21 protein-coding genes, 1 tRNA gene and 2 riboswitches are annotated in these 19,605 nt (G+C 61.4%); of the genes, 10 read left to right on the forward strand and 12 right to left on the reverse strand.

What is annotated here, in order from left to right:
- Positions 1 to 47: 47 nt before the first annotated feature.
- Together Q1A06_RS13555 and Q1A06_RS13560 are read right to left on the reverse strand one after the other, a co-directional pair.
- Positions 48 to 749 carry a response regulator gene (locus Q1A06_RS13555; protein ID WP_299564514.1) on the reverse strand — a complete coding sequence of 234 codons (702 nt, stop codon included), beginning with the start codon at positions 747 to 749 and terminating at the stop codon, positions 48 to 50.
- The gene (locus tag Q1A06_RS13560) at positions 746 to 1,255 is read right to left on the reverse strand and encodes a MarR family transcriptional regulator (RefSeq protein WP_299564517.1); all 510 of its coding nucleotides are present in this window, start codon (positions 1,253 to 1,255) and stop codon (positions 746 to 748) included. Before Q1A06_RS13560 ends, Q1A06_RS13555 begins: the two co-directional genes overlap by 4 nt.
- Positions 1,256 to 1,444: 189 nt before the next feature.
- On the opposite strand from Q1A06_RS13560, the gene Q1A06_RS13565 reads away from it, so the two are divergent.
- Positions 1,445 to 2,314, forward strand: a complete 870-nt coding sequence (locus Q1A06_RS13565; protein WP_299564994.1) for a branched-chain amino acid aminotransferase — start codon at positions 1,445 to 1,447, stop codon at positions 2,312 to 2,314.
- Positions 2,315 to 2,350: 36 nt separating this feature from the next.
- Here Q1A06_RS13565 and Q1A06_RS13570 read toward each other — a convergent pair whose 3' ends face one another.
- The 5 genes from Q1A06_RS13570 to aroC all read right to left on the reverse strand — a co-directional run bounded on the left by Q1A06_RS13570 (position 2,351) and on the right by aroC (position 6,886).
- Positions 2,351 to 3,301 carry a cyclase family protein gene (locus tag Q1A06_RS13570; protein WP_299564520.1) on the reverse strand — a complete coding sequence of 317 codons (951 nt, stop codon included), beginning with the start codon at positions 3,299 to 3,301 and terminating at the stop codon, positions 2,351 to 2,353.
- 119 nt (positions 3,302 to 3,420) lie between these two features.
- Positions 3,421 to 4,176, reverse strand: a complete 756-nt coding sequence (locus Q1A06_RS13575; RefSeq protein WP_299564523.1) for an SDR family oxidoreductase — start codon at positions 4,174 to 4,176, stop codon at positions 3,421 to 3,423.
- A 13-nt stretch (positions 4,177 to 4,189) separates the two neighbouring features.
- Positions 4,190 to 4,792 carry a cob(I)yrinic acid a,c-diamide adenosyltransferase gene (gene cobO, locus Q1A06_RS13580; RefSeq protein ID WP_299564526.1) on the reverse strand — a complete coding sequence of 201 codons (603 nt, stop codon included), beginning with the start codon at positions 4,790 to 4,792 and terminating at the stop codon, positions 4,190 to 4,192.
- Between the two features lie 41 nt (positions 4,793 to 4,833).
- Positions 4,834 to 5,769, reverse strand: a complete 936-nt coding sequence (locus Q1A06_RS13585) for a DMT family transporter (RefSeq protein WP_299564528.1) — start codon at positions 5,767 to 5,769, stop codon at positions 4,834 to 4,836.
- Positions 5,770 to 5,776: 7 nt separating this feature from the next.
- Positions 5,777 to 6,886: a chorismate synthase gene (aroC, locus tag Q1A06_RS13590; protein WP_299564531.1), complete on the reverse strand. Its 1,110-nt coding sequence runs from the start codon at positions 6,884 to 6,886 to the stop codon at positions 5,777 to 5,779.
- Between the two features lie 93 nt (positions 6,887 to 6,979).
- Positions 6,980 to 7,079: riboswitch (TPP riboswitch) on the forward strand.
- 35 nt (positions 7,080 to 7,114) lie between these two features.
- Between aroC and thiB the strand changes: the two genes are divergently transcribed.
- The 3 genes from thiB to Q1A06_RS13605 are packed head-to-tail and all read left to right on the forward strand — an operon-like array spanning position 7,115 to position 10,303.
- Positions 7,115 to 8,092, forward strand: coding sequence for a thiamine ABC transporter substrate binding subunit (thiB, locus tag Q1A06_RS13595; protein ID WP_299564534.1), 978 nt, complete (start codon positions 7,115 to 7,117; stop codon positions 8,090 to 8,092).
- Positions 8,068 to 9,624, forward strand: coding sequence for a thiamine/thiamine pyrophosphate ABC transporter permease ThiP (locus Q1A06_RS13600; RefSeq protein WP_299564537.1), 1,557 nt, complete (start codon positions 8,068 to 8,070; stop codon positions 9,622 to 9,624). Before thiB ends, Q1A06_RS13600 begins: the two co-directional genes overlap by 25 nt.
- Positions 9,611 to 10,303, forward strand: coding sequence for an ATP-binding cassette domain-containing protein (locus Q1A06_RS13605; RefSeq protein WP_299564540.1), 693 nt, complete (start codon positions 9,611 to 9,613; stop codon positions 10,301 to 10,303). The genes Q1A06_RS13600 and Q1A06_RS13605 overlap by 14 nt, the downstream gene beginning before the upstream one ends.
- On the opposite strand, the gene Q1A06_RS13610 is transcribed toward Q1A06_RS13605, so the two are convergent.
- Positions 10,300 to 10,725 carry a 6,7-dimethyl-8-ribityllumazine synthase gene (locus Q1A06_RS13610; protein WP_299564543.1) on the reverse strand — a complete coding sequence of 142 codons (426 nt, stop codon included), beginning with the start codon at positions 10,723 to 10,725 and terminating at the stop codon, positions 10,300 to 10,302. The two genes, Q1A06_RS13605 and Q1A06_RS13610, sit on opposite strands and share 4 nt — an antisense overlap.
- Before the next feature lie 81 nt (positions 10,726 to 10,806).
- Positions 10,807 to 10,965, reverse strand: a riboswitch (FMN riboswitch).
- A 66-nt stretch (positions 10,966 to 11,031) separates the two neighbouring features.
- Between Q1A06_RS13610 and Q1A06_RS13615 the strand changes: the two genes are divergently transcribed.
- The 5 genes from Q1A06_RS13615 to Q1A06_RS13635 all read left to right on the forward strand — a co-directional run bounded on the left by Q1A06_RS13615 (position 11,032) and on the right by Q1A06_RS13635 (position 15,224).
- Positions 11,032 to 11,655, forward strand: coding sequence for an FMN-binding negative transcriptional regulator (locus Q1A06_RS13615; RefSeq protein ID WP_299564546.1), 624 nt, complete (start codon positions 11,032 to 11,034; stop codon positions 11,653 to 11,655).
- 68 nt (positions 11,656 to 11,723) lie between these two features.
- Complete coding sequence (locus tag Q1A06_RS13620; RefSeq protein WP_299564548.1) at positions 11,724 to 12,335, forward strand: glutathione S-transferase; 612 nt, start codon at positions 11,724 to 11,726, stop codon at positions 12,333 to 12,335.
- Positions 12,336 to 12,513: 178 nt separating this feature from the next.
- Positions 12,514 to 13,074, forward strand: coding sequence for a ubiquinol-cytochrome c reductase iron-sulfur subunit (petA, locus tag Q1A06_RS13625; RefSeq protein ID WP_299564551.1), 561 nt, complete (start codon positions 12,514 to 12,516; stop codon positions 13,072 to 13,074).
- Positions 13,075 to 13,085: 11 nt separating this feature from the next.
- Positions 13,086 to 14,429 carry a cytochrome b gene (gene petB / locus Q1A06_RS13630; RefSeq protein WP_299564554.1) on the forward strand — a complete coding sequence of 448 codons (1,344 nt, stop codon included), beginning with the start codon at positions 13,086 to 13,088 and terminating at the stop codon, positions 14,427 to 14,429.
- Between the two features lie 12 nt (positions 14,430 to 14,441).
- Positions 14,442 to 15,224: a cytochrome c1 gene (locus Q1A06_RS13635; protein WP_299564996.1), complete on the forward strand. Its 783-nt coding sequence runs from the start codon at positions 14,442 to 14,444 to the stop codon at positions 15,222 to 15,224.
- A 333-nt stretch (positions 15,225 to 15,557) separates the two neighbouring features.
- Here Q1A06_RS13635 and Q1A06_RS13640 read toward each other — a convergent pair whose 3' ends face one another.
- The 3 genes from Q1A06_RS13640 to dapF all read right to left on the reverse strand — a co-directional run bounded on the left by Q1A06_RS13640 (position 15,558) and on the right by dapF (position 18,377).
- Positions 15,558 to 16,232, reverse strand: coding sequence for a Crp/Fnr family transcriptional regulator (locus Q1A06_RS13640; protein ID WP_299564557.1), 675 nt, complete (start codon positions 16,230 to 16,232; stop codon positions 15,558 to 15,560).
- A gap of 61 nt (positions 16,233 to 16,293) precedes the next feature.
- Positions 16,294 to 17,547, reverse strand: a complete 1,254-nt coding sequence (gene mtaB, locus Q1A06_RS13645; RefSeq protein WP_299564560.1) for a tRNA (N(6)-L-threonylcarbamoyladenosine(37)-C(2))-methylthiotransferase MtaB — start codon at positions 17,545 to 17,547, stop codon at positions 16,294 to 16,296.
- A complete protein-coding gene (gene dapF, locus Q1A06_RS13650; protein WP_299564563.1) occupies positions 17,544 to 18,377 on the reverse strand; it encodes a diaminopimelate epimerase in 834 nt (277 codons plus the stop codon). The genes mtaB and dapF overlap by 4 nt, the downstream gene beginning before the upstream one ends.
- Positions 18,378 to 18,482: 105 nt before the next feature.
- Between dapF and Q1A06_RS13655 the strand changes: the two genes are divergently transcribed.
- Positions 18,483 to 18,558 (forward strand) — tRNA-Lys (locus tag Q1A06_RS13655).
- 616 nt (positions 18,559 to 19,174) lie between these two features.
- On the opposite strand, the gene Q1A06_RS13660 is transcribed toward Q1A06_RS13655, so the two are convergent.
- Entirely contained in the window at positions 19,175 to 19,600 is a 426-nt protein-coding gene (locus Q1A06_RS13660; protein WP_366523523.1) for a DUF1992 domain-containing protein, read from the reverse strand.
- Between the last annotated feature and the right edge of the window lie 5 nt (positions 19,601 to 19,605).

The following is a 19,605-nucleotide window of genomic DNA, read 5'->3' on the forward strand; positions in this document are numbered from 1 at the left end:
TTCGGGATTGTTGCGTTTTCGGGAATCGGTCCGGAAGCAAACCGGAATCAGTCGGGGGCAAGCATATAGCCAGCGCCGCGCACCGTTTGCAGATAGCTGGGCTGTTTGGGATTGTCCTCGATCTTGCGACGCAGCCGCGTGATCTGAACATCGACAGCGCGTTCCTGTGCCTGTCCCCGGTCGCGGCCCAGCTCTTCGACCAACTTTGTGCGGCTCAAGGCCTCGCCCACGTGGGCGGCGAAAATCTTCATCAGTTGGATTTCCGTCGCCGTCAGCCGCACCAGTTCTTCTCCCTGCCACATCTCGCCGCGCTCTATGTCATAGCGGATCGCCCCCAGCGTGAGCACCTTCGGAGCAGCGTCTTCCACGACCTGCTCGGGAATCCGCCGCAAGATGGCGTTGATCCGCAACAGCAGTTCTTTCGGCTCGAATGGTTTTGCAAGGTAATCATCGGCGCCCGCTTCCAGCCCTTCGATCCGGTTGTCCGTCTCGCCCTTTGCGGTAAGCAGCAGAACCGGCGTTTCGATGGTGGCGCGCAAATGACGGGTGAGGCTGAGGCCATCTTCGCCCGGCATCATCACATCCAGAACGATCAGGTCGAACTCCAGCCCTTCCAGAATGCGCCGCGCGTGTGCGGCATCGCGTGCGGTCGTGACGAGAAAGCCGTGCCGGATGAGGAATTTCTGCAGCAGGGTGCGGATACGCTCGTCGTCGTCAACGACCAGGAGATGCGTGTCTGGCAGGGTCATGGGCCGATGTCTTTCAACCGCGCGTAGCTGGCACGCATTTCATTATCCATCATGGCCTCCAGCACGGTGCGGAATCCGGCGACGGCTTCGGGTCCTGCTTCGCGGTAGGCGGCGCGCATTCTCGCGCGTTGGGCATCTGAGAGGGTCTGTTCCAATTCATGTCCCGCCTGCGTCAGGTTGAGGTGCCGCTCCCGCTTGTCCTGGCGGCCTACCGTGCTTTGTACCAGACCATCCGCGACCAACGTGCGCAAGACACGGTTGAGAGATTGCTTTGTAACGCCCAGCAGATTGAGCAGGTTGTTGACGGTCGTGCCGGGTGCGCGGTTGATGAAATGGATCGCCCGGTGGTGCGCGCGACCGTAGGCGAGATCGGCCAGGATCCTGTCAGGATCGGCGGTAAACCCGCGATAGGCAAAGAACATCGCCTCTATGCCTTGGCGCAGTTGCTCGTCGGTCAGAAACAGCAGGGCTTCGCCGCTTTTGAGTGCCGGTGTCCGCCTGTCCATCGTATTCTCCTGCTATATCGAGCGCGTCTGTCGGGTCCCACTGTCGGGCGGTATCACTTTATGTCAGTGTTGTTGACACTCCAAGGCCGAAAGGCTAGTCAAAACCAGCTTTTGTGTAATTTTATGTCTCCCGGCGGGAGGGATTACGCAACAATCGTAAACAATTGAATGATCTGGAAAGGATACAGCATGGCGGGCGGATACGATGACCGTGACGGGCACATCTGGATGGATGGCAAGATGATCCCCTGGCGGGACGCGAACGTGCATGTAATGACGCACGCGATGCATTATGCGTCGTCGGTGTTCGAGGGCGAGCGTGCCTACAACGGCAAGATTTTCAAAAGCCGTGAACATTCGGAGCGCCTGCGCCGCTCCGCCGAGATGATTGATTTTCAGGTGCCTTACACGGTGGATGAGATTGAAGCCGCCAAGAACGAAGTGCTGGCGGCGTCCGGTCTGGACGATGCCTATGTCCGCGCGATCGCGTGGCGCGGTGTGGGCGAGGACATGGGTGTTGCGTCGGCGCGCAACCCGGTGCGCATGGCCGTCGCCGCGTGGGAATGGGGCGCGTATTACGGTGACGCCAAGATGAAAGGCGCGAAACTCGACATTTCCAAGTGGAAGCGTCCCTCGCCCGAAACGATTCCGAGCCACGCCAAGGCGGCGGGCCTTTACATGATCTGTACCATGTCGAAACACGCGGCAGAGCAGAAGGGGTGTTCGGACGCGATGATGTATGACTATCGCGGCTATGTCGCCGAGGCGACGGGCGCGAACATATTCTTCGTGAAAGACGGCGAGGTGCACACGCCCGATCCCGATTGCTTTCTCAACGGGATCACGCGGCAGACGGTCATCGGTATGTTGCGCGAACGTGGTATCACGGTGCACGAGCGCCATATCATGCCCGAAGAGCTTGAAGGATTCGAGCAGTGCTGGCTGACCGGCACCGCCGCCGAAGTGACGCCGGTGGGCCAGATCGGCGATTTCAAGTTCGAGGTCGGTGCGCTGACCCGCGACATCGCGGAAAGTTACGAAAAGCTGGTGCGCGCCTGATGTGTCGGCGGCGGGATCAGCCCCGCCGCCATTGGTTCAGTACAGCGCGACCGGATTGATCATCGCCTGTACGGTACCGACGATGCGCGGCTGACCCAGAACGAACATGAACTCGGACACGCCCTCGCGCAGCAACGGGCCGACGTTCATCGTCTCCAGAATGTAGATTCCGTTCTTTTTCAACAGCGTGACGTGGCCATAAAACACCTTGTCACCTTCGGGGGTGGGAATCGGCTCCAGACCCCAGGTGTCGGCGCCCACCGCCATCGGGTTGAGCGAGGCGATATATTCCGCGCCTTCGTTGTTCAGGCCCGGCTCTGTACCGCCCCAGGCCATCGGCTCGCTCTCAAGCATGCCTTCGGTCCAGCCGGTGTGGAACAGGATGATATCGCCCTCGCCCATGGTGACGCCCTGCGCTTCCGCCGCCGCCTTGATCTCTTCCGAGCCAAAGCCCTGTCCCGCGGCCATCACCTCGACGCCCGCGTGTTTCGCCATGTCGAGGATCACCGCACGGCCGACGAGCGGCGGTACGGCATGGGTGCCCAGCTTGGTCAGACCGGCAATGGCGCTGATCTCCTTCTCGTCGAGGCAATTGTAATAGTGGCCGTTTTCGCCAAGGTGGCCCAACCCGTCAAGCTGCGAGCCGATGCCGATCCAGGTATGAAGGATATCGTCGTTGTAGTTGCCTTCGTAGCCGAAGCCCGAGAGTTTCTGGCCGCCTTGCTGGTTCGGCTGTACGATCTGCAAGTCGAGCGACCGGGGCGGGAAGGCCGGCGTGTTGGGGCCGATGGCGATGCCCAGCGGCATGGATTTCCCTTGTTTGATCAGCTTGACCGCCTCCAGCGTCCGCTCCGGCGTCACCAGGTTGGCGGAGCCGAGCGTGTCGTCCGCGCCCCATTGCTCGGAGTGTGCGCAGTCCTGCGCGCTGGCCGCTCCCGCGCCAAGTGCCAGGCTAAGGCAAAGTACTGAGAGATGTTTGAGTGTCATGAGGTTCCTCCACGGGTTGAGGGCGGCGCTCTTGTTCGCGGCGATTCGCCCTGTCAGGAAGGACAGGCTAGCACGCCTCCGGTGGATGCCGGAAAAACTTCAGGACTGCTTTTCCGTTTCTAGCCGCGCAGGGCGGGAAGGCCCACGCCGGTGCTTTCAAAGCCGCCGTCGGATGCGATGACCTGTCCGGTGACATAGCTGGCCCGATCCGAGCACAGGAAAACGATCACCTCGGCGATTTCGCGTTCCGAGCCGTAGCGATTGAGCGGGATCGCATCGTGATAGGCGTCGATGATGTCCTGCGAGTGGACTGCCATGGCAAGTTTCGTACGGACGGGGCCGGGGCAGACGCAGTTGGCGCGGATGCCGAATTCGCCCAGTTCCGCCGCTTGTTGCTTGGTCAGATGAATGACTGCGGCCTTGGATGTGCCGTAGGCAACGCGCAGCGTCGAGGCGCGCAGCCCCGAGATGGACGCGATGTTCACAAGCGCACCCCTGGTCTGCTTCAACGCGGGCGTTGCGGCCTGGGACATGAGGAAAACACCGTCGATGTTCGTCGCCATAACAGTGCGCCAGCGGTCATAGTCCGTTTGCTCGATAGGACCGAAATCCGCGACACCGGCATTGTTGACCAGGGCGTCGATGCGACCGAAGTGGGCGAGCACTTGTTCGATGGAGTCTTGCACCTGCGCCGGATCCGATACGTCGAATTCAAACGCGCTTGTGCCCTGGCCCAGCGCCGCCTGCGCCTTCGTCAACTCGGGCCCGTCGCGGTCGAGCATCGCAACAAGCCAGCCTTCGTCGAGAAACAGTCGCGCCGTGGCAAGGCCGATGCCGCGCGCCGCGCCGGTGATCAAAGCAACTTTTTGGTCCATAATGGTTTTGCCTTCAGAAATCGACGCCGCGCTGGGCCTTGATGCCGGTGTGAAACGGATGTTTTACCTCTGTCATCTCGGTGACGAGATCGGCGTAGGCGCAAAGCTCCGGTTTGGCATCACGCCCGGTCAGGATAACGCCGGTTCGGGTGTCGCGCGCGTCCAGTCCCGCGATCACTTCGGCGGCGGACAGATAGTCATAGCGCATTGCGATGTTGATCTCGTCCAGCACGACCAGATCGAATTCACCGCTTTCCATCATGTCACGGGCTTTGGCGAAAGCCGCCTGCGCCGCAGCGATATCGCGTTCTTTATCCTGAGTGTCCCAAGTAAAACCTTCGCCCATCGTGTGCCATATCACCCCGCCCAGACGGTCAAAGAACTGCCGTTCGCCGGTGATCCAGTTGCCCTTGATGAACTGCACGACCCCAACACGCTGTTTCCAGCCCAGTGCACGGATGATGACACCAAAGGCGCTCGATGACTTGCCTTTGCCCGCTCCGGTATGGACAAGGACGAGGCCCTTGTCTGGGTCACGCAGCTCCGCGACCTTTTCGCGCTGGCTGGTCTGCAGTTTTTGCATCTGTTCCTTGTGGGTCTTGCCGTTGTCGGACATCTGAAGTCTCCCTTTCCGAGGCGTTTGCCCCTGATTTCGGTTTACGATTTCGGCTCGCTTACCGCACGCACCTTACCGCGTTCGACGCCGAGCTGCCGTTCACGCCAGATCACCAGAATTCCCGCAACAATGACAAGCCCCGATCCCGCCAGCATCAGCGCCGTGGGCAGTTCGTCGAATATGAAATAGCCCAGGATGATCGCGAAAAGCATCGAGGTGTAGTCATACGGTGCCAGCATCGAAACCGCGCCGAAGCGGTAGGACGATGTGACCAGAATTTGCGCCACGCCGCCGATCAGCCCGGCAGCGATCAGCAGCCCCAGCGTTCCGGCGGTGGGCATGACCCATCCGAAGGGTGCCGTGAGCAGCGCCAGGACTGAAGCCGTGACCGAAAAATAGAACACGATCGCGGCGGTGTGTTCGTTCTGCACAAGCTGGCGCAGATGGATCTGCACGAGGCTGCGCACCAGGGTGGCGCCCAGAATCATGAGCGCGCCGATCGTCGCCATCTGGTCCATCCGCGCGCCGCCAAAGCGGGGCCAAAGGATGATGATGACCCCGATCAACCCGATGGCAACCGCACTGACGCGGAACACGCGAATACGTTCGCCCAACATCAGGGCGGCAAGCAGAACGGTGAAGATCGGTGTGGCAAAGCCAATGGCCGTCACCTCGGGCAGCGGCAAAAGGCCCAGACCGGCGAAAGTCAATCCCATCGCCGTGGTGCCGAACAGCCCGCGCCAGACGTGGCCCATCGGATTTTTCGCCTTCAGCCCGACGCCAAGTTGGCCGCGCTGAACCAGCCAGATCAGGATCACGGGGATCGCAAAGAAAGAGCGGAAGAACACCGCCTCCCCGGGCGGTACTTCGTCGGCCGTCGATTTGATGATCGCGGACATGCAGGTAAAGAGCAGAATCGCCATCACCTTGAGCGCAACGCCCAGCGCTGGCCGGGCGGAGAAATCCTCGACCTTCATGAGCGTCTCATGCGTTCGGTCCTATGATCCCGCGGTTGGTGCCGATCTGGCCCCGGTGCAGCAGCAGATGGTCAAGGATCACGCAGGCCATCATCGCCTCGCCCACCGGCACCGCACGGATGCCGACACAAGGGTCGTGGCGGCCCTTGGTGATGATCTCGGTTTCCTCGCCGGATTTGGTGATGGTCTGACGGGTGGTCAGGATGCTCGACGTGGGCTTGACCGCAAAGCGGACCACGATGTCCTGCCCGGTGCTGATCCCTCCAAGGATACCGCCCGCGTGGTTCGATGAATACTCCGGCCCGTCCGGCCCCATGAAGATCTCATCCGCGTTCAATTCGCCCGTCAGCATCGCCGCCGACATGCCTTCGCCGATCTCCACGCCTTTGACGGCGTTGATGCTCATCATCGCGGCGGCCAGATCGGTGTCGAGCTTGCCATAGACCGGCGCGCCGATGCCTGCCGGCACACCGCGCGCGGTGACTTCGATGATGGCGCCCACCGACGAGCCGGATTTGCGCAGACCGTCGAGATAGGCCGCCCAGTCGGTCGCGGCCTGTGCGTCGGGCACCCAGAACGGATTCTCCCCGATCTGGTCCCAGTCGAAGGCGTCGCGGTCGATCTTGTTCGGGCCCATCTGCACCATGTAGCCGGTGATTTGCAGATCCGGTGCGATGGCCTTGATCGCTTCGCGCGCCAGCCCACCCGCCGCGACCCGTGCCGCCGTTTCGCGCGCCGAGGACCGTCCGCCGCCGCGATAGTCGCGCACGCCGTATTTCTGGAAATAGGTGATGTCGGCATGGCCGGGGCGGAACTTGTCCTTGATGTCGCCGTAGTCCTTTGAGCGTTGATCGGTGTTCTCGATCATCAGCTGGATCGGCGTGCCGGTCGTGACCCCTTCGAAGGTGCCCGACAGAATGCGCACCGCGTCTGCCTCGCGCCGTTGGGTGGTGTATTTGTTCTGGCCGGGTTTGCGCTTGTCGAGCCAGTGCTGAATCATGCTTTCGTCGATGGCGACGCCCGGAGGGCATCCGTCGACCGTCGCACCAAGAGCCGGACCGTGGCTTTCGCCCCAGGTGGTCACGCGGAAAAGATGGCCAAAGCTGTTGATCGACATCGGGCGGCACTCCTTTACTCACTGCCATATCGGGGGCGGTGGCGCGCCTCAAGGGGTTTTGCCTTGCCAAGGGCGTGCGCGCGTCCTACCTGTTGAGGCACCTCGGGGGGCCTTTGGCTGAGATGTACGACAGTACGGACCCGTTGAACCTGAACCGGTTAACACCGGCGGAGGGAAGGTCTGGACATCCATCCAAACGCCTCTCGACGCCGCAATTTGGAGGATGCTATGAAGTATCTCACGTTTGCGACTGCAACACTGGCTGCCACGGCGGCACTGGCGGAGACGCCCGAGCTTACCGTCTATACCTACGACAGTTTCGTGTCCGAATGGGGGCCTGGCCCCGCGATTGAAAAGGCGTTCGAGAAGATTTGCGCCTGCGATCTCGATCTCGTGGGGATGGGCGACGGCGCGGCATTGCTGGCCCGGCTCAAGCTGGAAGGCGCGCGTACGGATGCTGATGTGGTGATGGGGCTTGATACAAGCCTGATCGCCGCGGCGAAGGAAACCGACCTGTTCACCGATACGCAGGTCGACGCGGCCTATACCCTGCCGATCGACTGGACCGACACGGTGTTCGCGCCCTACGACTGGGGCTATTTCGCATTCGTGCACGACACGGATCTGACCCCGCCCGCGAATTTCCGGGCGCTGGCCGAAAGCGATCTGAAAATCGTGATTCAGGATCCGCGATCTTCCACGCCCGGACTTGGGCTGCTGATGTGGGTCAAGGCCGCCTACGGTGACGATGCCCCGGCAGTCTGGCAGGGGCTGTCCGATAATGTCGTAACCGTCACCAAGGGCTGGTCCGAAGCTTACGGCCTGTTTCTGGAAGGCGAGGCCGACATGGTGCTGAGCTATACCACCTCGCCCGCCTACCATCTGATCGCGGAGGAAGATGACAGCAAGGCGGCTGCGGCGTTCGACGAAGGCCACTACATGCAGATCGAAGTGCTGGGCAAGCTGGCGGCGACGGACCAGCCTGCACTCGCTGACCGGTTCATGCAGTTCATGGTATCGGATGCGGCGCAGACGATCCTGCCCACAACCAACTGGATGTATCCCGCCGTGACACCGGCGGACGGCCTGCCCAAGGGGTTCGAGACACTGACAGTTCCGGAAAAGGCTTTGCTGACACCCAGTGACGAGGTGCCGGCGATCCGCGACGCAGCATTGGCCGAATGGCTCGACGCGCTGTCGCGATAAGCCGCAAATCGGGGATTGGTGCCACCCTTCTGGTGCTGGTGCTGATCCTCGCCGCGCTGGGCGCGGTGCTCAGCCGTGCGGATGCAGGGGCCGGACTGGTGCGCAGCGATTGGCTGGCGATCCGGTTTACCGTGGTGCAGGCGTTGTGGTCGGCGGTGCTGTCGGTCGTGCTGGCCGTACCGGTCGCGCGTGCGCTGGCGCGGCGGCGGTTCGTCGGGCGCGCGGCGCTTGTGACGCTGTTGGGCGCGCCGTTCATCCTTCCGGTGATCGTTGCCGTGCTTGGTTTACTGACCGTATTCGGGCGCAGCGGCTGGGCCAATCTGGCGCTGGATACGGCGGGGCTGCCGCTGATGTCGATCTATGGCTTTCACGGCGTTGTGCTGGCGCATGTGTTTTTCAACCTGCCGCTTGCCACGCGGCTGTTGTTGCAGGGCTGGCAATCCATCCCGTCCGAGCGGTTTCGTTTGGCCGCGCAATTGCGCCTGACCCCGCGCGCGATGTTCCGGGCCGTGGAGTGGCCGATGCTGATGCAGGTTGTGCCGGGCGCATTGGCGCTGGTTTTCGTGATCTGTCTGACCAGCTTTGCCGTGGCGCTGACGCTGGGCGGCGGGCCACGCGCCACGACCATTGAGCTGGCGATCTATCAGGCCTTCCGCTTTGATTTCGATCTGGGCCGCGCGGCGCTTCTGTCGATCTTGCAGCTGGTGCTGGCGGGGGGCATGGCGATTGTCGCTTTGCAGTTCGTGCCCGCAATTGCGGTGGGCGGCGGTCTGGACCGACCACTGCGCCGGTGGGACGCGCGCGGCGGCGCGCAACGGGCCATCGACGCGGTGGCGATTGTGGTGGCGGCGGCGTTTTTGCTGCTGCCGCTGACGGCTGTCGTTTTGCGCGGTGCCGTGGGACTGCCGCAGATGCCTGCATCCGTCTATCACGCGGCGGGCATCTCGGTTGCTGTGGCGGGGACGAGCATTGTCGTGATGCTGGCCCTCGCGTTGCCGATGGCGGGTTGGATCGCGGGGCGCGAGGGTGGCGGGGTCGAAGCGGTCGGCTTGCTTGGCTTGTCGGCCTCTCCCTTGATGATCGGCACCGGCTGGTTCATTCTGATCAACCCTTATGCTGATCCGTTCGATTTTGCGCTGGTCGTGACAGTGCTGGTCAACGCGATGATGGCGCTGCCGTTCGCGCTGCGCATTCTGGTGCCAAGGATGCGCGACACGCTTGATACCTATGGCCGGTTGAGCGCCACACTGGGTCTGACCGGGTGGCCGATGTGGCGGTTGTTGATCCTGCCGCGGCTGCGCGTGCAGATCGGGTTTGCCGCCGGTCTGACCGGCGCGCTGTCGATGGGCGATCTGGGGGTGATCGCGCTGTTTGCGGACCCCGATGCAGTGACGTTGCCGTTGCAGATGTACCGCCTGATGGGCGCCTACCGGATGGAGGCGGCGGCGGGTGCGGCGCTTTTGCTGCTGGCGCTGAGCCTCGGCATCTTCTGGATTTGCGACAAGGGAGGGCGCTGGCGTGCTGACATTTGAAGACGCGGTGATTGCGCTGGGTGACTTCACGCTGAAAGCTGATTTCTCGCTGCAACCGGGGTGCAAATATGCTGTCATCGGTCCGTCGGGGGCCGGTAAGTCGACCCTGCTGAACGCGCTGAGCGGTTTTGTCCCACTCAGCGCCGGACGGCTGGTGTGGGAGGGGCGCGACATTACCGATGCGGCCCCCGGTGCGCGCCCGATGACGATGCTGTTTCAGGATAACAATCTGTTTCCGCATCTGAGCGTACGGCAGAACGTGGGCCTTGGCATCCGGCCCGGTCTGCGGCTGGACGCGAAAGACCGCGCACGGGTCGCGGAGGCATTGGCGCGGGTTGGTTTGTCGGGTTTCGCCGATGCGCGCCCGGGCAATCTATCGGGAGGGCAGCAAAGCCGCGTGGCGCTCGCGCGGGTGCTGGTACAGGCGCGGCCCTTGCTGTTGCTGGACGAACCTTTCGCGGCGCTGGGCCCGGCGTTGCGGCGCGAGATGCTGGACCTTGTGCAGACATTAGTGGCTGAAACGGGGGCCGCCTTGGTGATGGTCACGCACGCACCCGAGGACGTGCGGCGCATCGCCGACGAGGTGATTTTTGTTGAGGGCGGTCGGGCCGCCGCGCCGCGACCGGCGGCGGCCCTGATGGACAACCCGCCGCCGGAGCTGAAGGCCTATCTGGGTTAGGTGCCTTTCGTGATCATCAGCGCTGCGCGCGCGGCCTCGCGGCCTTTCTCGACGAAATGCGCGCGGTAGATGGCGTTATGATGGTCCGTTTCCTGATACTGGTGCGGCGTGAGCGAGACGGACAGGACCGGCACGCCGGTATCCAGCCCGACGCGCATCAGGCCGTCCACGACCGTCGCCGCGACAAAATCGTGGCGGTAGATGCCGCCGTCCACGACGAAGGCGGCGCAGATAATGGCATCGTATTTACCTGTCTTTGCCAGTTGCTGCGCCCTGAGCGGCATCTCGAACGCGCCGGGTACGTCGTAGGTATCGCTTTGGTCGGCGGGGATCACGTCGCAGAACCCCTCCCATGCGCGGTCTACGATGTCTGCGTGCCAGCGTGCTTTGACGAAGGCGAAGCGGGCGGGGGTGTCTGTCATGATGTTCTCCTTTAGGTTCGACACGTCCACCCAAGGCGATCACAGGCTCGCGCGCCGCACCGGAGGGGCGCGGGGTCGGTCCTGCATTCTCTTCCATCCGGACTATGACCGTCGGCTCCGGCATCGCACCGGATCTGCTTGTCCTGCCGCCTCTCGCAGAGAGGTCGGCAGCGCTCGCGGGCTCGAAGGGGATCCCCTCATACCGCCGGTGGGGAGTTTCACCCCGCCCTGAGAATGATCGCAGATTGCCAAGCGCCCGCCGCCTCTGCAATAGCTTATTGGTCACACCCCCGAAGGAGGCGCCCGATGCACCCAAATCCGGTTTTTCACGACGCGGCGCAGGCGCGCAATCTGGCCTTCGCCCGCGCGCGCAGTTTTGGCGTTCTGGCCGTCAGCACCGATGCGGCGCCGCACCTGAGCCATGTGCCGTTCTTGCTGAACGCAGAGGGTACAGCGGCGGATCTGCATCTGGTGCGCTCCAACCCGATTGCGCGGATGGGGGAAGGGCCGTTTGCCGCGACCATTGCCGTATCGGGCCCCGACAGCTATGTGTCGCCCGACTGGTACGGGGTGGCCGATCAAGTCCCGACGTGGAACTACATCGCCGTGCATCTGTCCGGTACACTCGTCCGCCTGCCGCAAGAAACGATGCGCGACATGTTGGACCGGCAGTCGGCAGGTTTCGAAGGTCGCCTAGCGCCAAAACCACCGTGGCAGACCCGGAAAATGTCTCCGGAGGTGCTGGACAAGATGATGCGGATGATCGTGCCGTTTCGGTTCACGGTGACGGGCATCGACGGCACGTGGAAGCTGGGGCAGAACAAGCCGGAGGCGGTGCGGATCGCTGCGGCACGAGAGCTGGCACAGCACGGTATCGGCAGTGAAATCGCGCATCTTGCCGCGTTGATGCGGGATCTGCCGCGCGATTAGCGACGCTTGCCATGCGCGGCGAACGGGTGAACAGTGGCGCGCAACGCTTCACTACAAGGATGGCTCCGATGAAACTTTACTACGCTCCGACCTCGCCCTATGTCCGTAAGGTCATGATCGTCCTCGAAGAAACCGGACAGCGCGAGGATGTCGAGTTGATCAACACTGCGACGACCCCAGTTGCCGCCGATGCCGCGCTGCTGGCGAAAAATCCGCTTGCCAAGGTGCCCGCACTTGAGCGGCCGGACGGTCCGACGCTTTATGACAGTCGGGTGATCTGCGCCTATCTGGATGCGCGCGGCGGTGACCGACTGTACCCATCCGGCGCGCGGCGCTGGGATACGCTGACGCTGGAGGCGACGGCGGACGGCATTCTGGACGCGGCGTTGTTGATGACATACGAAACGCGGCTGCGCCCCGAGGAAAAGCGGATGCCGGAATGGGTCGATGGCCAGTGGGAGAAGGTCGCGCGGACCTGTGCCGCGCTCAACACCCGCTGGATGAGCCATCTGGAAGGGCCGCTCGACATGGGTCAGATCGCCATCGGCTGCGCGTTGGCCTACGTCGATTTCCGCCATGATGCCCGAGGATGGCGCAAGGGGAACGATGCATTGGCCCTCTGGTTCGAGAAATTCGAATCGCGTGACTGGATGAAATCCACGGTGCCGCCAACGTCCTGATAGACGCCGAATGCATCAAATCATTGTCTGAAATGCGCAAACTGCGACCCTTTGCACGCCTAAACCATCTGGACGTGTCCGCGCGGGCAAGCTAGACAACCCGCAATAACGGGCGCCCTGGGATAAGCGCGCCGCCATCCCTGCTGGCCGCCCAATGGCCCAAAATGGAGAAAGCATCGTGTCTCAAGCTGATGATACCGCAGGCAACCGGAGGGATTTCCTCTATTACGCGACAGCCGGGACCGGCGCTGTGGCCGTCGGGGCCGCCGTCTGGCCGTTGGTTAACCAGATGAACCCGTCGGCGGACGTGGTTGCGCTGTCCTCGATCCGGGTGGACGTAAGCGGTATCGAGACCGGAACCCAGTTGACGGTCAAATGGCTGGGCAAGCCGGTGTTCATCCGCCGCCGGTCCGAAGAGGAGATTGCCGAGGGCCGCGCGGTCGAGCTTTCCGATCTGCCCGATCCCATTGCGCAGAACGCGAACCTTACCGGTGATGTGATTGCGACAGACGAGAACCGCACCCTGGACGAAGCCGGCGAATGGCTGATTATGATGGGTGTGTGTACGCACCTGGGTTGCGTGCCGCTGGGCGAGGCGGGCGATTTCGACGGCTGGTTCTGCCCCTGTCACGGATCGCACTACGATACGGCGGGCCGCATCCGCAAAGGCCCTGCGCCGACGAACCTGCCGGTTCCGGTCGCAGCGTTTCTCGACGAAACAACTCTTCAACTCGGTTAAAGGAAACGCATATGTCTGGAATTCCTCACGACCATTACGAACCGAACTCGAAAGGCGAGAAGTGGCTGCACAGCCGTTTGCCGGTCGTCGGTCTCATGTACGACACGCTGATGATCCCAACGCCCAAGAACCTGAACTGGATGTGGATCTGGGGCATTGTCCTGACCTTCTGTCTGGTGCTGCAAATCATCACCGGCATCGTTCTGGCAATGCATTATACACCGCACGTTGATCAAGCGTTTGCCAGCGTCGAGCACATCATGCGCAATGTGAACGGCGGCTACATGCTGCGGTATATGCACGCGAACGGCGCTTCGTTGTTCTTCATCGCGGTGTACGCGCACCTCTTCCGCGGTCTTTACTATGGATCGTACAAGGCACCGCGCGAGATCACCTGGATCATCGGCATGGTTATCTATCTGCTGATGATGGCCACGGCGTTCATGGGGTACGTTCTGCCATGGGGGCAGATGTCCTTCTGGGGTGCGACCGTGATCACCGGTCTTTTCGGTGCCGTTCCCTTTGTCGGTGACGCGATCCAGACACTGCTGCTTGGCGGCCCTGCGGTCGACAACGCGACGCTGAACCGCTTCTTCTCGCTGCACTATCTGCTGCCGTTCGTGATCGCCGGTCTGGTGATCCTGCACATCTGGGCGTTCCACACCACGGGCAACAACAACCCGACGGGTGTGCCTGTCCGGACGACATCCAAGGAAGAGGCAGAGAAAGATACGCTGCCGTTCTGGCCCTACTTCGTGATCAAGGATCTGTTCGCGCTGGCGGTAATTCTGGTGGTGTTCTTCGCGGTCGTGGGCTTCATGCCGAACTACCTTGGCCACCCCGACAACTATATCGAGGCGAACCCGCTTGCGACGCCTGCACACATCGTTCCTGAATGGTACTTCCTGCCGTTCTACGCCATCCTGCGCGCCTTCACGGCCGAGGTTTGGGTCGTGCAGATCGCGTCGTTCGTGACCGGTGGCATCGTCGATGCGAAGTTCTTCGGTGTTCTGGCGATGTTCGGTGCGATTGCAGCCCTCGCGGCGACACCGTGGCTCGACACCAGCCGCGTGCGGTCCGGTCGGTATCGTCCGATGTTCAAATGGTGGTTCGCGCTTCTGGTCTTCGACTTCTTTGCGCTGATGTGGCTGGGAGCGATGCCGGCGGAAGAACCTTACGCGTCCTTCTCGCTGATCGCATCAACCTACTGGTTCGCCTATTTCTTCGTCATCCTGCCGCTTCTCGGCGTGATCGAAAAACCGCTGCCGGAACCCGAAACGATCGAAGCCGATTTCGCGGAGCACTATGCGCCTAAAACCGGTGGCACGAAAACACTCGTGAATCCGGCGGAGTAAACGAAAATGAACATGATAAAAACAACACTCCTCGGCGCTGTCCTCGCGCTTACCGCTCCTGCCGTGTTCGCGGCAGGGGAGGCGACCCACCACATCGAAAACATCGACTTTTCGTTCGACGGACCGTTCGGCACCTACGACGTGAACCAGCTGCAGCGCGGGCTGCAAGTTTATACCGAGATCTGCTCGGCTTGCCACGGACTGAGGTATGTTCCACTGCGCACGCTGGAAGCCGAAAGCGGCCCTGCGCTGCCCGAAGAGCAGGTCATCGAGTATTCCAAGCGGTACGATGTCTATGACGCGGAGCTCGATGATTTCCGCGAAGGGACGCCTGTCGATCATTTCCCCGGGTCGGCGCTTGAGAACGCGCCCGACCTGTCGTTGATGGCGAAAAAACGCGCCGCGTTCCACGGCCCCTACGGTCTGGGGATCAACCAGCTTTTGAAAGGCACCGGCGGCCCCGAGTATATCGCGGCGTTGCTAGCCGAAGGCTATACCGGCGAAGAGAAAGAGCAGGCCGGCGTGATCCTGTACGAGAACACCGTGATGCCGGGTGGCTGGATTGCCATGGCACCGCCTCTGTACGACGAAGCGGTGGAGTACGAAGACGGCCACGCCAATTCCATCGAAGCGATGGCGGAAGACGTTTCTGCGTTCCTGATGTGGACAGCGGAGCCCAAGCTCGGCGCGCGCAAGCAGGCTGGTTTTGCCGGTGTCATCTTCCTCACGCTGCTTTCGGTTCTGTTGTACCTGACGAACAAGCGGCTGTGGGCACGGGTTAAATACAAAGCCTGAGCCGATTTGCCCGGTGATTCCGGTGCGTCCCAAATAAATGGGCCCTCTCGCAGTGCGCGGGAGGGCCTTTCTTTTAGGCTGACCTGATCGCCGGAGCGTGAGCGATCTTTGGGCAAGCTTTAATAGGCGGGACCGGATCAGGCGTGTATCGCCCCCGACGTGCGGTTCATATGTGCTTAGCACCCATTCCCGCCAATCCGATCCCCCGTTAATAAATATCCGCCTTGGGACGATCCGAAGAAAAAGGAGGTCCGAGAGTCAAAGCAGGACTTACTATGGGCATAACCTAGTCAATGAAACACATGGCGGTCTGTGAACTCGATCACAGAAACTTCAGGTTTCCACGAATTTAGAAAGCTCCTCCAGAGCCTGACGGTCGAGAAGCCGCAGCCCTCCCCGCGTGGATTCGACGTAGCCGCAGCGCGCCCAGCCTGAAAGAATTTTGGATACCGCCTCACGACTGGCACCTGCGAACTCCGCCAATTCAGTCTTGGACAGCGCCAGCAACGGCGCGTCGTCTTTGTCATGTGCCGCGAGGTACAGCACCTTGCCAGCAAGCCGTGTCGCAAGGGGTTGGAATACCTGCTCGCTCAATTGGTGTCCCATCCAGCGCATCCGCTTGCCCGCGAGGCGCAACATTTCGATCCCGAGTTCGGGTTCATCACGCATCGCACCGAGAAAATCGGAACCGCTGACGGTCCAAAGGTTGCTGGGTTCCAGCGCAATAACGGTTGCGGTGCGCGGCCCCGGATCGAAGAATGCGATTTCGCCAAAGATCGCACCCTTGTGCATCACGTCGAGCGTCAGTTTGCGCCCGCCGGAAGAAATTACGCTAAATTCGAAAGAGCCGGACAGGATCGCGTGCAGGCTGTCGCCGGGATCGCCGTGCCGGAAAAGTACGGTGCCGGTATCCAGTGTAGTTTCCTGCGCCAGTCGTGACACCGCATCTTTCAATGCAGGTGATGCGTCGGCAAGGAAACCGGCGTTGATCGGGCCTAAATCGCGCATCTGGTTCGAACCCCTGTTGTCTTGCTGCGACGCTAGCAAACCGCACAGGGTAAGTGAACCATCACGCTGTCAGAGCAGTCCCATCGCACCCCGTGATGTCCGTTTCGACGATCTGCCCAACCGGTTGCGGCATGTCGAAATGTACTTCGGCGAATTGTTCGGTGCGGCCCATCTTTTCGTTTTCGATCAGGATCTTGTGGCGCTTGCCCACCTGGTCCTTTAGATGCCGCAGGACCTGTTGCGCCCCGGCGGCGCGCAGCAGCGCCGCGCGTTCCTTGATCGCTGTGCCGTTCACAGCGGGCATCCTTGCGGCCGGTGTCCCTTCGCGAGCAGAGTAGGGGAACACGTGCATCCAGGTCAGATCGCAGTCCTCGACCAGCTTCAGCGAGTTCTCGAACATCGCGTCCGTCTCTGTCGGGAACCCCGCGATGATGTCCGCGCCAAAGGTCATGTCGGGGCGCAGCGCCCGCGCCTGCGCGCAGAATGCGATAGCATCGTCGCGCAGATGCCGCCGCTTCATCCGCTTCAGGATCATGTCGTCGCCATGTTGCAGTGACAGGTGCAGGTGCGGCATCAGACGCGGTTCCGTCGCAATGGCCTGCATCAGGTTTTCGTCCACCTCGATCGAATCGATCGAACTGATCCGAAGGCGCGGCAGATCCGGCACCAGCCGCAGGATGCGCATCACCAGATCGCCCAGACGCGGAGCGGCGGGCAAGTCGGCGCCCCAAGAGGTGAGGTCGACGCCGGTCAGCACGACCTCGTTGAAGCCCTTGTTCACCAACCGCTTGATCTGATCCACCACCACGCCCGCAGGAACGGACCGCGAATTGCCGCGGCCAAAGGGGATGATGCAGAAGGTACAGCGGTGGTCGCAGCCGTTCTGAACCTGAACATAGGCACGGCTTCGGGTGCCGAAACCATCGATAAGGTGCCCGGCGGTTTCCGTGACTGACATGATGTCGTCGACCTGCACCGCCTCTGTTTCTCCGATGAAGTCGGCGGCAAGTCCCTGCCAGGTATCGCCCTGCATCTTTTCGGTGTTACCGATCACCGCGTCCACTTCAGGCATCGCAGTGAATGTCGCGGGCTCGGTCTGGGCGGCGCAGCCTGTCACGATCAGACGCGCATCGGGGTTGGCCTTGCGCAGCTTGCGGATGTCCTGACGCGCCTTGCGCACCGCCTCGGCGGTGACGGCGCAGGTGTTGACGACCACTGCGTCTTGCAGCCCCGCATCGGCTGCAAGCTCTTTCATCGCTTCGAGCTCGTACTGGTTCAGGCGGCAGCCGTGATTGGAGAAGACCGGCGCGCTCATGTGAAGGCCCCGATGAACTGGGCCGTGAACGTGCCATCTGCCACATGCATCGTCGGACCGGTCATCCAGACCCCGTCGTCGCGCCAGTCAATGTCAAGTGTGCCTCCATCAAGATCAATGCGCACGCGGCGCCCGGTCAACCCGCGTCGTGCCGCGGCAACCGCCGTAGCACAGGATGACGAGCCCGAAGCAAGCGTGATGCCCACGCCACGCTCCCACACGCGCATACGGATGTGATCGGGGCCGACGATCTGGGCAATCTGCACGTTGGTGCGCTGGGGGTAGAGAACGTGATGCTCGTGCGCGGAACCAAAGCGCGCAAGGTCCATTCCGGCGACGTCCTCGACAAAAAAGGTGCAATGCGGATTGCCCATGCCGGTGGCCGTTGGCGATCCGGGTATCGGCAGCGCAAGTGTGTCCATCTCGCGCGCGAGCGGTATGTCGGCCCAATCCAGTTGGGGATGGCCCATGTTGATCGACGTCAGCCCACCACCCCCATCGACCGCGAACAGATCACCACGGTCCGTCGTCAGGTGCAGCGCGGTCTGGCCGGTCTCGTCCATCAGAAAGCGCGCAATGCACCGGGTCGCGTTGCCACAAGCGGCCGAAGTCGAGCCGTCGGCATTGTAGAAAGTCAGGTGCGCGTCGGCATCGCCCGCTTTGATGACGGCCAGTTGGTCGAACCCCACGCCGGTGTGACGGTCCGCGATGGCCCGCACAAGTGCCTGAGACAGCGGTATTTCCAGCGCGCGGGCGTCGATCACGACAAAGTCGTTTCCAAGCCCGTGCATTTTCATGAACGGCAAATTTGTGGTATTGGATGAGGTCATAAGGCGCATATAGCGAGAGTCCGAAGCGTAATCCAGCACTTGCCCACGGATTGGCGAATTATGGGGTTGACCGCCCCCCGTGGTCTTTCTAAACACCGCACCAGTGGGCCCTTAGCTCAGTTGGTAGAGCAACTGACTTTTAATCAGTGGGTCGCAGGTTCGAATCCTGCAGGGCTCACCACTTTTCCATTTGCCGAATGACGGACAAAACCGACTTTTGTGACAGATGGCTGATCCAGATCGCGTGTTGAGAAGGATAGTCAGTCGTTCGTGCTAGGCGCAGCGACGGACGGAAAGAACCCCACTTCATCCTTTGCAGATACGCTCGATACGATTATTCTTCGGTTATGGAGCAAAGCTCATCAGGCTATCAATCGCTGAAAATCCTACTCGCTCAATATGTGCCTATTGATAGGGACATTCTGCATGTGGTGATAGGGTTCTTGCTGACTGTGCTAGCAGTCGCTATCGCGCGAAAATCAATGCGACTAATGCCATTCTTGATAACACTTGCAATCGCTTGCTTCTTGGGAATTGCGATGGAGGTTCTGGACATGAGGGACGACATACAATCGTTGGGTGCATGGCGGTGGCGTGCAAGTGCATTGGATTTCACCCGCACAATCGTTGTTCCTGTCCTCGGTCTTTCTGTCGTTTTGCTCATCCGCCGAAAGCGCAATTTGTGATACCACTTTTACGGGCTTCTTCGTCCCGCGATGTGGGCTTTTGCGCAGCGAAAATCCGGTAACGAGCCCAAAGTCACGAATACTGCGCGGTCAAAGAATAGCTGTTTCAGCCTAAGGCGCCATGAACCGACGCCTTGCCTCCACAGCAATATTGTAACGTTGCTGGAGGTCGGCGATCAAAGCCATCACAACGCGTTTGGCATCGTCGTCCGTTGCCTCCGCGTAGCTTTGCTGCGCCGTTTCCAACAGCTTTTTGATTTTGAACTCCTCGGGCAGTGCGCCAGCTTCTGCCATAATTCGGAACGCCACCGATGTAGCTATGTCGGTGTAAACCTCACCCGAACGGTCGGGCAACGGTTTCCCTTCGCCTTCAATGCCACGCAGCTTACCCTGGGCGAGGGCCTTCTGGATTTGCCGCTCCACGAGGCGGTCAAGAGATTGGGTCATACTTTGTTTTGCCTTTCTCCGGCGCTGCTCAAACAACTGCGTGACACTTTGTAATGCATAGCTTCTGAACGCAAAGCTGCCGCTCGACATATGGA

Origin of the sequence: uncultured Sulfitobacter sp. (assembly GCF_947497275.1) — a bacterium.
In the GTDB taxonomy this organism is placed as follows: Bacteria; Pseudomonadota; Alphaproteobacteria; order Rhodobacterales; family Rhodobacteraceae; genus Sulfitobacter.